11 protein-coding genes are annotated in these 14,966 nt (G+C 72.8%); 8 read left to right on the top strand and 3 right to left on the bottom strand.

The genetic code is table 11. From position 1 onward, the window contains the following. Nucleotides 1–11: 11 nt before the first annotated feature. From AC4OXY_RS09510 to AC4OXY_RS09520, 3 genes are all read right to left on the bottom strand, one after another. Nucleotides 12–1,814, bottom strand: coding sequence for an alpha-galactosidase D (locus tag AC4OXY_RS09510; protein WP_491993670.1), 1,803 nt, complete (start codon nt 1,812–1,814; stop codon nt 12–14). A gap of 37 nt (nt 1,815–1,851) precedes the next feature. Then, nucleotides 1,852–3,039 carry an ROK family protein gene (locus tag AC4OXY_RS09515; protein WP_491993671.1) on the bottom strand — a complete coding sequence of 396 codons (1,188 nt, stop codon included), beginning with the start codon at nt 3,037–3,039 and terminating at the stop codon, nt 1,852–1,854. A 159-nt stretch (nt 3,040–3,198) separates the two neighbouring features. Beyond that, entirely contained in the window at nt 3,199–4,977 is a 1,779-nt protein-coding gene (locus tag AC4OXY_RS09520; protein ID WP_402067512.1) for a M4 family metallopeptidase, read from the bottom strand. A gap of 309 nt (nt 4,978–5,286) precedes the next feature. Between AC4OXY_RS09520 and AC4OXY_RS09525 the strand changes: the two genes are divergently transcribed. The 8 genes from AC4OXY_RS09525 (at nt 5,287) to AC4OXY_RS09560 (ending at nt 14,850) form a co-directional block, all read left to right on the top strand. Further along, nucleotides 5,287–6,471 (top strand): serine hydrolase domain-containing protein, encoded by a 1,185-nt coding sequence (locus AC4OXY_RS09525; protein WP_491993672.1) that lies wholly within the window; start codon nt 5,287–5,289, stop codon nt 6,469–6,471. A gap of 85 nt (nt 6,472–6,556) precedes the next feature. Next, complete coding sequence (locus AC4OXY_RS09530; RefSeq protein ID WP_491993673.1) at nt 6,557–7,888, top strand: CAP domain-containing protein; 1,332 nt, start codon at nt 6,557–6,559, stop codon at nt 7,886–7,888. A gap of 56 nt (nt 7,889–7,944) precedes the next feature. Then, a complete protein-coding gene (locus AC4OXY_RS09535; protein ID WP_356032148.1) occupies nt 7,945–8,622 on the top strand; it encodes an AIM24 family protein in 678 nt (225 codons plus the stop codon). Nucleotides 8,623–8,804: 182 nt separating this feature from the next. Beyond that, entirely contained in the window at nt 8,805–9,845 is a 1,041-nt protein-coding gene (locus AC4OXY_RS09540; protein WP_356032149.1) for a tetratricopeptide repeat protein, read from the top strand. Further along, complete coding sequence (locus AC4OXY_RS09545; RefSeq protein ID WP_491993674.1) at nt 9,842–10,873, top strand: polyprenyl synthetase family protein; 1,032 nt, start codon at nt 9,842–9,844, stop codon at nt 10,871–10,873. Before AC4OXY_RS09540 ends, AC4OXY_RS09545 begins: the two co-directional genes overlap by 4 nt. 104 nt (nt 10,874–10,977) lie before the next feature. Beyond that, entirely contained in the window at nt 10,978–11,946 is a 969-nt protein-coding gene (locus AC4OXY_RS09550; protein WP_376293198.1) for a threonine/serine dehydratase family protein, read from the top strand. A gap of 146 nt (nt 11,947–12,092) precedes the next feature. Then, complete coding sequence (locus tag AC4OXY_RS09555; RefSeq protein ID WP_356032157.1) at nt 12,093–13,697, top strand: serine/threonine-protein kinase; 1,605 nt, start codon at nt 12,093–12,095, stop codon at nt 13,695–13,697. 64 nt (nt 13,698–13,761) lie between these two features. Then, nucleotides 13,762–14,850, top strand: coding sequence for a hypothetical protein (locus tag AC4OXY_RS09560; RefSeq protein WP_362820861.1), 1,089 nt, complete (start codon nt 13,762–13,764; stop codon nt 14,848–14,850). Nucleotides 14,851–14,966 lie beyond the last annotated feature (116 nt).

Here is a 14,966-nt window from a genome sequence, read left to right on the forward strand (position 1 = left end):
GGGCTCCGATCTCACTGGCGCGGGGATACGGGGACGTCGATGCGGTCGATGTCCGGTGCGTAGTCCGAACCGCTGTCGAACGTCACGGTGTTGGCGCCTGCTTTGAGGGTGAGGGGGACGCTCACGGTCTCGACGGTGCTCCAGTCGCCGGTCGAGGGGAAGCGATGGGACACCGCGGCACCGGAGTTGGCCGAGATGTTGACCGACCGGGCGTCCCCGCTGACGTACGCGACCTTGACGAGATACGTGCCGGGTCGGTCCACGACGATGTCGTTGAAGCGGAGGGCACCGCCGAGGTAGAGGTTGCCGACCTTCTTGCCGCCGGAGCAGGCGGAGCAGTCGGCGACGGAGGCGTTGCCGGTCAGGGTGTTGGCGGCGGACTCGGCCTCGCGGCCGGTGGTCCTCACCGCGCTGCCGTGCGCGGTGACGGTGAACAGGCGGGAGCCATGGGCGGGCAGCGCCTCGGTGATCCTGTTCTTGTACGAGCCCAGGTTCTCGTGGTTCCACAGGTCCCGTACGGCCGCCCTGCCGGTGAAGCCGAGGGCCGAGAAGTCGGCGGTGACGGCGGCGGGGCGGTCGGCGAGGTTGAACAGGGCGACGGTGTAGGTGCCGTCGGGGTTCTTCGCGGACCAGACCTGCTGCGGGTCGGAGGGCGTGACCGGCCGGGCGGGCGGGGTGTCGCCCTGGTCGACGGCGATGACCTCGCGGTTGGTGAGGAGCTTGACGCCGTAGTCGTCCAGCTTGGTGAGGTCGTCGCCGGTGTAGAGGGGGGACTTGGCGATGGCCCACAGCGTGGCGTAGCTCTGCCGCTCGGCCTTGGTCAGGCCGTCCATGGCGCCGTTGCCGACGTCGAGGGAGTCGAGGTCGTTCCAGCCGCCGGGGCCCGCGTGCCGCGTCCAGCCGGGGGCGTCGTCGAAGCGGTCGTCGACGGAGTTCTCCCAGGTGACGAGGGTGTTGCAGTAGCACTCGACATCGGTGTCGATGCGCCAGCCGTTGGAGTACTTCTTCCAGTCGGCGGCGTGGCCGATGTCCAGGGACCAGGAGAGCTCCAGATGGACGGGGCGGCCGGTGGCGGCGAGGGCCTGCTGCCAGGCGGCCACGTCGGCGACGTTGTCGTAGTTGTCCCCGCTCTTGAAGGAGCCGGGGCCGACGCCGTCGAGCTTGAGGAAGTCGTAGCCCCAGGAGGTCAGCAACTGGGCTTGTGAGTCTATGTACTTCTGGGCGCAGGGCTTGGCCAGGTCGAGTTTGTAGGCGCTGTCCCAGCCGTTGGTCGTGCGCAGGTCGTCGTAGACGACGTCGGCGGTGGTGCAGCCGTCGGCGTGCCAGACGGGCACCTTGCCGTCGCCGTAGGCCTCCTTCTCCAGGCCGACGGGCAGATAGATCCCGGCTTTCAGGCCGAGCGCGTGGATGCGGTCGGCGACGGTCTTCATGCCGTGCGGGAAGCGGACCGGGTCGGCCCGCTGGCGTGCGTAGCCGTCGTACTCGGGCTTCCAGCTGTCGTTCCGCCACCAGCCGGAGTCGATGTCGACGTACTCGTAGCCGTACGGCTTCAGTTTGCCGGCCAGGGCGCCGGCCTGCTTCAGGACGTTGGCCTCGGTGAGGTAGCTGTAGTCGCCGTCCGGGTTGAGGCCGGGGTACTTGGAGGACTGCATGCTCCAACTGGACCAGCCCATATAGGGCTTGGCCGCCACCACCGGCTCGGGCGCCGCGTGTGCGGTGGCCGGGACGGCGGTCGCGAGGCCCGCGGTGAGGGCCAGGACGACGGCGGCTCTGAGCCCGCGGGCGGGCAGGACGGAGTACGAGGGTGACCGCATGGGCCGTACCTCCAGGGTGGGTTCGGGTCGGGGCGGTTCAGCCCTTTCCGGTGCCGGGGGTCTGCGTGATGAAGGACTGGATCGCGGCGGCCGCGGCGCCGCGCGCCCACTCCTCGAAGGGCAGCGGGCGGGTCAGGACGTCGCACCGGGCGGCGGAGCCGAAGGCGGCCGTGGTGAACGCCCGGCGGATCTGGTCCGCGAAGAGGTCGTAGGCGGCGAGCCCCTCGCCGGAGATGATCACGCGCTCGGGGCCGAGCAGGTTGGCCACGGTGGCGATGCCCCGGCCGATGGCCTCCCCGGCGCGCTCGTACACCTCTCTGGCACCGGGCACGCCCTCGTGCGCGAGCACCAACGCCTGTGCGCTGTCGGGGATATGGCGGTTCGTCACCTCGCGCATGCGGGCGACGATCGCGGACTCGCCCGCGACCGCCTCGACACAGCCGCGGTTTCCGCAGTGGCACTCGGGTCCGGCCGGGTCCACGACGACGTGGCCGATCTCCCCGGCCACGCCATGGGCGCCGGCGACCACCCGCCCGTGCACGACGAGCCCGCAGCCGATGCCGGCGCCGACGGTCACAACGGCGAAGTCCGCGAGCCCGGCGCCGGCGCCGAACCACTGCTCGGCGACGGTGAGCGCGCGCACGTCGTGGTCGACGGTGACCGGCAGTCCGGTGGTGGTCGCGGCGAGTTCGGCGAGCGGCACGTCCCGCCAGTCCAGGAACGGCGAGTAGCGTACGACGCCCTCGGCCCGGTCGACGTCGCCGGAGACGGCGATGCCGAGCCCGGCCACCGGCGCGTCCGACTCGGCCGCGTGCGCGAGGAGTTCCTGGACGAGGTCCGCGATCGAGGTCAGCACGGATCCGGGCGCCCGGTCGGGCAGGGGCCGGCGGCGGGCGACACGGATGCGGCAGCACAGGTCCGTCAGGACCGCGATCAGCTCACCGCCGGTGACCTTCACCCCGAGGAACAGGGCCCGTTCGCCGTTGACCCGGACCAGCGTGGCGGGACGGCCGGGGGTGGGCCGGGCCTCGTCGTCGGCGTCCTCGGCGAGGTATCCGGCGGCCAGCAGGGGGCGTACGGCCTTGGTGACGGCGGCCGCGGACAGCCCGGCCCGGCGGCCCGCCTCCAGCCGGGTCAGCGGGCCGTGGGACAGCACCGCCGTGAAGACCTGTGCGGCGGCGGGCGTGTGGGCGGGGAACGTCTCGGCGTGCGGGGTCGAGCGCATGGCCGGGAACCTAGGGCCGTTATTTTCCGCTGTCAATAAAAGAAACAAGGGCTGTTACGGAGGCAGTTGGGGCGATCGCGGGCGGATGCCGGCAGCCGCGCGGCCCGGACCTGCGGATGCCCCGCACGAGGCGGGGCATCCGGGGGTACTTCGGCCGCGTCAGTGACGGGCGGCCGGGGTGTTGGCGGCGGTGACGTTGACCGCGGCCCACGCCTTGTCCACCGTCTTGTACTCGGTGCTGTTCGCGCCGTACAGGTCCTTGGCCGCCTGCAGCGTCGCGACACGCGCGCTGTGGAAGTCGGTCGTGGAGACCATGTAGCGGGTCAGCGCACGGTAGAAGATGGCGGTGGCCTTGGCGCGGCCGATGCCCTTGACCGTGGAGTGGTTGGAGGTCGGCGAGTCGTAGGCGACGCCGTTGATCGTCTTCTTGCCGCTGCCCTCGGCGAGGAGGTAGTAGGCGTGCGAGGAGACACCGGAGCCGGCGTGCACCTCGGTGTAGTAGGTGTCCGTCGACCAGGAGTCGATCGTGCCCTCGAGCTTGTCGAGCGAGGGGTGGTCCAGGCGGCGCAGGAACTTCTGCGCGAGGCCCAGCTTCTCGCCGATGAGGTAGTCCGGCGTGTCGTTCTTGTTGTTGGCGTAGAACTCGACGTTCGAGCCGAAGATGTCCGCGAGGGACTCGTTCAGCGCGCCGGGCTCACCGTACTGGTTGCCGTCGGAGTCGACGTAGGTCGGCTCCAGCTTGGCGGTCGCGTCGACGACGCCGTGGGTCAGCTCGTGGCCGGTGACGTCGAGGACGACGAGCGGCTTCTTGAAGGTCTTGCCGTCGCCGTCGCCGTACAGCATGCAGTTGCAGGTCGGGTCCCAGAAGGCGTTGGCGACCTTGCTGCCCCAGTGGACCATGCCCTGGGCGGCCTTGCTGTTGTCGGCTATGCCCTTGCGGCCGAAGGTGGACCGGTAGAAGTCCAGCGTCTTCGTGATGCCGTACTGGGCGTCCGCGGCGGCGCTGGCCCGGTTGCTCGTCGTGCCGTTGCCCCACACGTCGGTGGTGCTGGTGAACGGCGCGCCCGCGCTGAACTTCTCGGTGGTCGAGCCCTTGGCGTCGCGCGTCTCGGTGCCGTACCGGGTCGGGTCCTTGAGCAGGTAGTGACCCTTGGAGGTGGCCGTGGTGGTCAAGCCGACGCTGCCCACGAAGAGGGTCTTGCCGGTGCCCTTGCCCGCCGTGGGGTACGGGGCGACGCCGGAGGCGGCCAGGGCGGAGTCGGGCGCGGCGGCTGTGCCGGTGGCCGGGTCCAGCGTCTGGCCGTGCTTGCGCAGGTCGGCGAGCAGCTTCGGGGACAGGAACTCGTCGCTGTCCGGGGTGTTGCTGCGCACCTTGCCGGTGACGGCGTCGACGACGACCGTGTTGGTGCCCTGCTGGTCGGTCACCGTCACCTGGTAGGCGAGGGCGGAGGCGCCGGCGCGGGCGTCGACCACGAGCTGGGCGCTGCCCGCGTCGCCCTGGGCGGCCTGGGCGGCCTTGGCGGCGGCCTGCTCCGCGGTCAGCTTGGCCCGGGTGGTGGCCGGCGCGACGGCGTGGGCGGCCGCGCGGGTCACGCCCGTGTAAGCCAGCTTGGCGTCGAGGTGGACGACGAGGTCGCCGCCGAGCACCGGCATGCCGTTGTGGGTGCGCTCGAAGCGGACGTGCCGCGCGCCCTCGGGGTCGATCATCACGTCCTGGGCGTGCAGTTCGTCGCCCTGCGCGACGCCGGTCGCAAAGGCGTGGGCGAAGGCCGCGGTCTGCGCCGCCTTCACCACCGCCGCCGAGGTGTTCGTGCCGGCGGACGCGGCGGACCGCTCCACCCCCGTGTCGGGGCCCGCGAAAGCCGTACCGGCCAGGCCCGTGGCAGCGGTCGTCACCGCGATGGCGACGGCGACGCTGCGTATGTGCGGTCTACGCACTGATCAGGGTTCCTTCGTTCGAAGGCGGCCGGGATCGCCAACCGCCTTGCGGCGTGGCACGGTTCGGCGCCACGGGGGCCGGACCGGCCCCGAGGAGCAACCCTTACGGATCAGTCATGTGCACGTAAAGACGGAATGATCGATTTCTCTATCTTCCATGACAATCCTTTACGAACATGCGCCACAGAGTGATCACAAGATGACCAACTGTGTGTCGGCTGTGGAGACGGCTCCCCAATCCCCTAGGTTCCAGGGCCGGAATGTGATCGATGTCGCATCACATGTCGTACGGAGGGAAGTGGGTGCCGGATGGTCTCAGCAACGGTGGGGCGGGGCGCGGTCCTCGGTGTCGTCGCGCTCTCGCTCCTCGCGGTTCCGGCGCGGGCCGCGACGGCGGTGCCGGACACCCCGGCGCGGGCGGCGGCGCTCCCGGCGCCCGACACCGCGGGCGTGGCCGCGGCGCTGCGGTCGGCGGTGGACGCGGGCGCGCCGGGCGCCATGGCGCGGATCGACGACCATGGCAAGGCGTACGGCGTGACGCGCGGCCTCGCCGACCGGAGCACCCGGCGGGCCCTGAGCGCCGACGACCGGTTCCGCATCGGCAGCGTCACCAAGACCTTCTCGGCCGTGGTCCTGCTCCAGCTCGTCGACGAACACCGGCTGTCGCTCGACGCGCCGGTCAACCGCTATCTGCCGAAGCTGCTGCCGGACGACCGGATCACCGTCCGCCATCTGCTGAGCCACCGCAGCGGCCTGTACGACTACACCAACGACATGTTCGCGGACAGCGAGTCCGGCTTCGAGGCGGTGCGGAACAAGGTCTTCACCTACCGCCAGCTGGTCGCCCTCTCCCTGAAGAGGCCCCGCACCAACGCGCCCGGCGCCGCGTACGCGTACTCCAACACCAACTTCGTCGTCGCCGGGATGCTCATCGAGAAGATCACGGGGCAGTCCGTGCGGACGGCGTACGAGGACCGCGTCTTCAAGCCGCTCAAGCTGCGCGACACGTTCTACGTCCACCCGAGGACCACGATCCCGGGCCGCTACGCCCGCGGCTACCTCACCCCCGGCCGGGCCGGCGCCCCGCTGGTCGACGCCACCGAACAGACGGTGTCGTGGGCGCAGAGCGCGGGCGCGATCATCTCCACCACGCGGGACCTCGACACCTTCTACTCCGCCCTGCTGCGCGGCGCGTTGCTGTCCCCCGCACGGCTCGGCGAGATGGAGCGGTTCAGCCGGGTCGACAGCACCACGGCGTACGGGCTGGGGCTGCGCAGGCGCTCGCTGCCGTGCGGTGTGTCCGTGTACGGGCACACCGGGATCGTGCAGGGGTACTACACCTACGCCTTCGCCACGAAGGACGGCTCACGCAGTCTCGCGGCCGTCGCCAACACGTCGAACAACGGGAAGGTGCAGGAGGCGATGGGGGCGGTGCTGGATTCGGCGTTCTGCGGGAAGACCGCGAAGACGAATGAGAGGAGCGGGAGGAAGTAGGAAGAAGGAGCAAGAGGCAGAAAGGAGCTGGGGGCCCGTCCGGGATGCGGGAACCTCCTCGTGGGCGCGCGGCGTTCTCCCAGGCATGACGTCCGAGTTGGTTCCCGGCGGGAATCTGGTCCTGCCCGACGGTCCGGTCCGGCTTCGGGTGGCCGGTGCGTTCGATGTGTCCGCGCTGGTCACCGGGGCCGACGGGAAGGTCGGGTCCGACGCGGACCTCGTGTTCTACAACCAGCCGCAGGCGCCCGGGGTTCGGCTGCTCGGTGACACCCTGACCGTCGAGCCGGGGCGGCTGCGCGGCGGTGCGTGCCGGGTCACCGTCGTCGTCAGCGCGGCCGAGCCCGGTACGGCGCTCGGCCGGCTGCCCGCTCCGCGGCTCGACGTCAGCGACGGCGCCGGGCGGGCGGTGGCCCGGTTCGCCCCGCCCCGCCCCGGACCGGAGACCGTACTGCTGCTCGCCGAGTTGTATCCGCGGGCCGGCACCGGCTGGAAGCTGCGGGCGATCGGGCAGGGGTACGCGGACGGGCTGGCCGGGCTCGCCCGGGACTTCGGGGTGGACGTCACCGATGACGGCGGCACCGGCACCGGGGCGGCCGTACCGGCACCGCGCTCGCCCGGTCCCCGTCCCGCCGCGGTCTCCGTCTCCCCCGCCGACGACCGCTTCCTCCAGTTGGTCAACTCGGCCCGTGCACAGGCCGGTTCGCCCCACGTCGCCCTCGATCCACGGCTCCTCACCGCCGCGCGCTCGCACGCCCGGGCCATGGCGGAGGCCGGGCGGCTCGGGGCCGAGGGGCGGGACGGGGTGTCCGTGCACCAGCGGATCACCGGCGCCGGGTACGCGTACATCGGCGTCGGCGAGCACCTGGTCTCCGGGCCGCGTTCACCGGCGGAGTTCGTGGAGTACTGCCTGGGGTCCGAGCGGGCCCGGCGGACGCTCCTCGATCCCCGGTTCCGGCATGCCGCCCTCGCCCACACCGATGCCGGCGACCGGTACTGGACGGCGCTCTGGGCGGTTCCGCTGACGCCGGACGCGCTGTCCCGTACGGCGGCCGAGGTGCTCGCGCTCACCAATGCCGAGCGGGGCCGGGCCGGGTTGCCGCCGCTGGCCGTCGATCCGCTGCTCACGGCAGCCGCGCAGGCACACTGCGCGGACATGATCGCCCGCGACTTCTACGACCACGTCTGTCCCGACGGCACCCGGCCCTGGGACCGGGCCGCCGCCGCGGGCTCCCGGCTGCGCACGATCGGCGAGAACATCGCCTGCGGCCAGCGCTCGCCCGCCGAGGTCGTGGAGGGGTGGATGAACAGCCCCGGGCATCGCGCCAACATCCTCAAGCGGGACTTCGGTCACCTGGGCATCGGATTCGCGGGCGGCGGGCGGGCGGGCACCTACTGGGCCCAGTTGTTCGGTGGCTGACCGGGCACTTTCCGTCATCTTGGCGGAATGATGGCTTCCGGGACACGATGCCCGGCATGAAGGGTGACCTCTTTTCCAGTGAGCGCGTGGTGCAGCCCGCCGCGCAGCCGGGCATGTCCGTCGAGAACGCCAAGTGCGTCCGGTACACGGTGAACGGCGAGATGTACGCCCGCCAGGGCGCGATGGTCGCCTACCGGGGCGATCTGAGGTTCGAGCGCAAGGGCCAGGGCGTGGGCGGCATGCTGAAGCGCGCGGTCACCGGTGAGGGGCTGCCGCTCATGGCGGTGCGCGGGCAGGGCGAGGCCTGGTTCGCGCACGAGGCGCAGAACTGCTTCATCGTCGAGATCGAGCCGGGCGACCGGTTCACCGTCAACGGGCGCAACGTGCTGTGCTTCGACCCCTCGCTGTCGTACGAGATCAAGACGGTGAAGGGGTCCGGCATCGCCGGCGGCGGGCTGTTCAACAGCGTGTTCGCCGGGCAGGGCCGGCTCGGGCTGGTCTGCGAGGGCAATCCGCTGGTCATCCCCGTTTCCGCGCAGTCCCCGGTGTTCGTCGACACGGACGCGGTGGTCGGCTGGACCGCCCACCTGGAGACCTCGCTGCACCGCTCCCAGTCCATCGGCTCGATGCTCCGCGGCGGTTCGGGCGAAGCCGTGCAGCTGATGCTCCGGGGCGAGGGCTTCGTCGTGGTGCGGCCGAGCGAGGCGACCCCGCAGAAGGCACAGCAACACTGAACCTTCACAACGTGATCCGCGTCGCACGGGCAACCCCCGCCGCCGTACCCGCGTCTTGATCGACAACAGACCGATGGCGCCCCGGCCTCCGGGCCGGGGCTCTTTTCCCAACCCCTATGCACGGGATGTATACCCGGGGGGTATACACGGTGCGTATACATGCCGTGTATAGAAAGGTGCGTATGTACGGCAAGGCTTTCGCCCCGGAGTACCAGGGCGCCCTGACCTCCCTTTCCGTGAACTCCTCGCTGGTCGACGTGCTGGCCGAGGGCACCGAGCGGCTGCGCGCGGCCGAGCGCTCCGGGCAGCCCGCCGAGGCGGCCCGCTGCGGGCTGGCCGTCGCCGAGGCACAGCGACGGCTCGGCCGGATCGAGGACGCCGACCGGACCTGGAAGGCGAGCTACCGCGCCGCACGCGAGGCCGGCGACACCGGCGCCATGGCCTGGGCGCTGTGGAGCGGCGGCACCCTCGCGCGCCAGCGCGGGGCGTTCCCGCTGGCCTGGCGGCTGCTCGGGCTCGCGGCCGAACTCGGCGAGCGCGGCGGGGACATCGTGGTCCGCGGCTACTCGCTGGCGGGCCTCGCGGAGACCGGCCGCATCCAGGGCGACTACGACGCGGTGGGCCGGCTGCACGAACAACTGCTGGCCGAGGCCCGCAAGCGCGGAGAGGCCCGGCACACCGTGTGGGCGCTGGAGGGCATCGCGCAGATGCACCGCAACACCGGCGACCACGACCGGGCGTACGCGCTGTTCGAGGAGGCGGCGGAGATAGCCGAGCGGGCCGAGGACCGGCGCGGGCACGCGTGGGCGCTGCGCGGCCTGGCCGACATCCTCTCGGTCCGCGACCAGGACACCGAGCGGGCGCTGGAGCTGCTGTCCCGCGCGGAGGCCGGGTGCCGGGCGATGAACCTGTCCTCCGCGCTCGCCTACAACCACAAAATGCGCGGCAACGTCCTGTACCGCGCCGGGCGTTACGCCGAGGCCCGGGACCTGTACGAGCTGGCGCTGGAGGAGTTCCGCGCGATGAGCGAACCCCGCGGCGAGGCGCTGGCCCGGCTGGGCCTGGCCAAGTCGCTGGCCCGGCTCGGCCGGGACCACGCCGAGACGGCCGCCGAACTCGCCGACCTGGCCCGGACGTTGGAGCGCAGCGGACTCAAGCACGCGCGGGAGATGGTGGCCCGGGCGCAGCAGGAGTTCCGCCTCGACGCGGCGGCCGTACGGTGAGCGCGTGGCCCGTGGCGGTGCAGGCGCCGCCCTCCGCTCCCGAAGTCCTCTCCCGCTGCAGGGAGTTGGTCCTCCCGGCGCTCCGGGAGGCGGTGGCCGGGCTGCATCCGTGGGTGGCCGAGATGGCCGCGTACTCCTTCGGCTGGTGCGAGGTCGGCGGGGCACCCGCGGCCGCGTCCGGCGGCAAGGGTGTACGGCAGGCGCTCGCGGTGCTCGGCGCCGAGGCGGCCGGCGCCGACGGCCGGGCCGGTGTCCCGGCGGCGGTCGCGGTCGAGCTGGTCCACGCCTTCTCGCTGCTGCACGACGACATCATGGACGGCGACGGGACCCGGCGGCGCCGCCCGGCCGTGTGGAAGGCGTACGGCACGGGACCGGCGGTGCTGGCCGGGGACGCCCTGTTCGCCCTCGCCGTGGAGAGCCTGGCACGCGCTCCCCAGGGTCCGGGCGCGGTGCGGCTGCTGTCGGCGGCCCTCGCCGATCTGGTGCGCGGGCAGGCGGACGACCTGCTGTTCGCAACCCGGCCCCCGACCGGCCCCGAGCGGGTGACCCCCGCGGAGTACCGGGCGATGGCGGAGGGCAAGACGGGCGCGCTGCTGGGCTGCGCCGTCGCGCTGGGCGCCGCGCTCGGCGGGGCACCCGAGGCCGCGGTCGGCGCGCTGGAACAAGCCGGACGGCAGCTCGGCATCGCCTTCCAGCTGGTCGACGACGTCCTGGGCATCTGGGGCGATCCGGCCGTCACCGGCAAGCCCGCGGGCGGTGACCTGCGCGAGCGCAAGATGACGTACCCGGTGCTGGCGGTGCTCGCCTCCCCCGTGGCCCGCGGGCTGCCCGAGCTGCTCGGCCGCCCGGAGCGGGCCGAGGAGGCCGCCGCGCTGATCGAGGCGGCGGGCGGCCGTACGGCGGCGCTGGCCCAGGCCCGGAGACACACGGGCGCCGCGCGGGCGATCCTCGCGGACGTGCCCCTGGCCGCCAAGGCCGCCGGGGAGCTGCGCACGCTGCTGGACCATCTGGCGGGCCGCGAGCTGTGAGACCCCGCGGGCCGGCCCTGAAACGGTGTTGACCTGGGCTGTCCACGCGGGAAAGGGTGCGAGGGACGCGGGTTCCCACCCCCGCGTCGGAAGGGTGAAGCACCGTGATCGGCATCTCGGACATCGAAGCGGCGGCGGAGCGGATCGCCGGACACGTCGTACGGACGCCGACCGTACCGAGCCCGGGGCTGACCGAGCTGCTCGGTGTCCCGGTCACCGCCAAGCTCGAACTGCTCCAGCGCACCGGCTCGTTCAAGGCGCGCGGCGCGACCGCGAAGCTGCTGTCGCTGAGCGGGGCCGAGCGGGCGGCGGGCGTGGTCGCGGTCAGCGGCGGCAACCATGGCATCGCGCTCGCGGTGATGGCGGCGGCCCTCGACGTGAAGGCGACCGTGGTGATGCCACGGACCGCACCCGCCCGGTCCCTCGCGCTCGCCGAGGCCGCCGGGGCGTCGGTGCGGCTGACCGACGGCATGGACAGCGCGTTCGAGCTGGTGACGCGGCTGCGGGACGAGGGGCTGACCCTGGTCCATCCGTTCGACGACCCGGTCGTGATCGCGGGGCAGGGCACGGTCGGACTGGAGCTGGGGCAGGACGCGCGCGACACCGCCGGGCTGACGGACGTGATCGTCAGCATCGGCGGGGGCGGTCTGATCGCCGGCGTCGCGGCGGCCCTCGCCGCCCTGCGCCCCGGGGTGCGGGTGTGGGGTGTGGAGACCGAGGGCGCCGAGGCGATGTCCGGCGCGCTGAAGGCGGGCAAGCCGGTGCCGGTACCGCTGTCGTCGCTGGTCACCACGCTCAGCGCGCCCTCCGTGTCCCAGCTGACGTACGACCATGTCGCCGCGCTGGTCGAGGAGGTGCTCGTCGTTCCGGACCGGGACGCCGTGCAGGGCTGTCTGGACCTCGCCGAGCACGCCAAGGTGTGGGCCGAGCCGGCCGCGGGCTGTCTGCTGCCGGCGGCCCGGCAGGTGCTGGCCCGGGTCGGCGACGACGCCCGGCTCGGCCTCGTGGTGTGCGGGGGCAACACCACACCCCGCGAACTCATGGGCTGGGCGGACCGGTTCGGGCTGACGTGAGCGCGGCGGAGCGCGTTGCGGAAGCCCCGGAGCGGGGCGCTCCCGGAATCCGTGGAAAAAAGGGGGCGCATCCGGGAATTCTTTGAACGCACCCCCGCGCGCTCTGCGTACCCCTGGGAGACACGGGACAGGGGTTTCAGCGAGGGATGACCATGGTCGAGGCGCACGTCTCCGCACACGAGTTGGTCGCAGGCCGGTACCGGCTCCTGGAGGTGTTCTCCCGCGAGACGAACCGCCTGTGGTGGTACGCCGAGGACGTGACCGCCGAGCAGCCGCGGCTGGTGGCCCGGACCACCCTGCCGGCGGACTGCGACGCGGACACCCTGCGCCGGGTCACGGCCCGGGTCGTGCGGACCTCGGAGACGATGCGGCTGCTGTGCCCCGGCCGGGTCGCGGTGGTCGTGGACGCCGTGGTCGAGGCCGGCGCGCTGTGGACGGTCACCGAGTGGATCGACGGCACGCCGCTCACCGAACTCCTCGACCACGAGGGCTCGTTCAGCCCGGCGCGGTCGGCGCGGATCGGCCTGGAGGTGCTGGAGGTGCTCCAGGCCGCGCACGACGGGGGCATCACGCACGGCGAGCTGAGCCCCGGCCAGGTCTTCGTCCCGGAGGGCGGACCGGTCGTCGTCACCGGGTTCGGGCTGGCCGGGGCGACCCTGGTGCCACGGCTCACGGCACCGTCGTACGCCTCGCCGGAGCAGGCCCGTGACGAGCGGATCGGCCCGGCCGCGGACCTGTGGGCGCTGGGCGCGCTGCTCTACACGATGGTGGAGGGCCGGCCGCCGTTCCGGGACCGGGGCCGGCCCGAGGCCACGCTGAAGGCGGTGGACCGGCTGCCGCTGCGCACCCCGCTGCGCGCGGGCCCGCTCACCCAGGCCGTGCAGGGGCTGCTGCGCAAGAACTCGCGCGAGCGGCTGCCGCGGCCGGTGACCCGCGAGGCCCTGACCCGGGCCCTGGACGAGGACGGTGACACCGGCCTGCCGACGGGCCCCGAGCCCCGGCTGCGCGGTGGGTACCCGAGTCTGCTGCGGCTCGGCGGGCCGGAGCGGAGCCGACGGGCGCTGGCCGCCGGCAGCGCGGTGGCCGTGGTCACCGTCGCACTCGTCGCCCTGGCCGTGACCCACCGACTGCCCGGCACCGCCACCGGCACGGCGCACGCACCGGCACGCCCCATCACCTCGGCCGCCCCTCCCACCCCGGCCGACGGACCCACGGCCACCCCGACGGCGTCCACCTCGCCCTCCCCTTCCCCCTCTTCCTCCGCAACGGCTCCGTCCGCGCTGCCCGCCGGCTATCACCGCTACACCGCACCGGAGGGTTTCTCGGTGGCGCTGCCGAACGGCTGGAAGCGGCTGCTCACCGAGCACGCCGGCGAGCGGTACCGCATCACGTTCGGCGCGGGCGGCGCCACCCCCACCCTGGCCGTCACCTACAGCGAGCACGTCGGCCCGGACCCGGTCGCCGTATGGCGCAACGACGTCGAACCGTCCCTGGTGCGGCTCCCGGGCTACCAGCGCGTCGGCGCCCTACGGGCCACCACCTACCAGGGCGACAAGGCCGCCGACCTGGAGTGGCTGGCGGGCACCGGGGACGCCCGGGTGCACACCTTCGGCCGCGGCTTCCTGATCGGCGGCGACCGGAGCTTCTCGCTGCGCTTCACCACCCCCGCCTCGGCCTGGGACGACGCGGTGAACCGGCTGGCGCTGAAGACGTTCCTGGCCACGTTCCGCGTGGCCGATATGTCCCGATAGGCTTTCCTGTCCGCGCCCGCTCCCGGGTGCGGTCCGTCGAGTCATCCTTGCAGGAGAGTCATCCGTGACCCTGGTCATCGACCCGTCCGAGACATCGGAGACGTCCGAGAGCAGCGCCGTGGCCGAGCCGTCCGCCCCGGCCGCGGCGCCGCTGTCCGACCTCGTGGCACGCGACGCCCGTGAGTTCGGCGTCTACGCGCGCACCGGAGGCTGGGCCTTCGCGCTGATGGTGGCGCGCAGCGTGCGGCCGGGCGGGCAGGCCGCCGGTGAGACGCCGAAGGTGTCGGCGAAGGAGTTCGCGCAGCTGGCCGACTGCTCCCCGGAGCGGGTCATGCGCTACTACCGGGCCTGGGACCGGGCCGCCGACGACGCACTCGTGCCGCACTTCGAGACCCTCGTACCCGGCCAGGACGTCGAACTGCCGGACTCGGACGCGTGGTTGAACTACTACGTCTCCCGCAACAGCGCGACCTCCGAGCGCGGCACCGCCATCGCCGAGGCCGCGGAGGCCGAGGGCATCCGTCCCACCAAGGCGCTGGAGGTCGCCGAGAACCCGACCGCGCTGCGCGCCGCGATCCTCGCCGACCCCTCCACCGCCCGCGCGGCCCGCAGCGCCCTGCTGGACCGGCTCCGTGACGATCCCGAGCTGCAGGCCGAGCTGGCGCGTGACGTCGTACGCACCGACGACCTGAAGAAGGCCGTCGCGACCGAGAGCCGGGCGGCCGACCGGATCGGCTACGTCCGCCAGATCGCCGAGTCCGGGCAGATCAAGACCCCTGCCGGACAGACCGTCGACGCCCCTGTCGAGCTGCGCGAGGAGGCCGAGCGGCATCTGTCGCTCATCGACGAGCTGACGGACGACGAGGACACCGGCGAGTGGGCCACCGAGGCCTACGACACGATGAAGTCGCTGGTCGCCGACGCGGTCGAGGCCGACCCCGAACTGCGCGTCCAGGAGCAGCGGAGCAGGTTCTACAACAGCCTCCAGAAGGCCACCAAGGCGTTCGAGGAGCTGACCTTCGACGACGCCCAGGACTTCCAGGAGGAGGACATGGACGAAGCGGTCCAGCGTCTGGAGGAACTCCAGCAGGCCATCGGCACGTGTCTGACGGCACTGCGGGGAGCGCGCGGGGGCCGGCCGCCGCGGGACTGAACGGTTGCCCCGGCCGACGATGATCATTAGAGTCGGCCGGGTGACTGCCGGGTCGGCCTTGGGCCACGCACGAGTGAGGGTCCCGGCCTCGGCGTGAGCGCGAGGCGGGCGAGAGG

This window comes from Streptomyces sp. HUAS MG56, assembly GCF_058673395.1.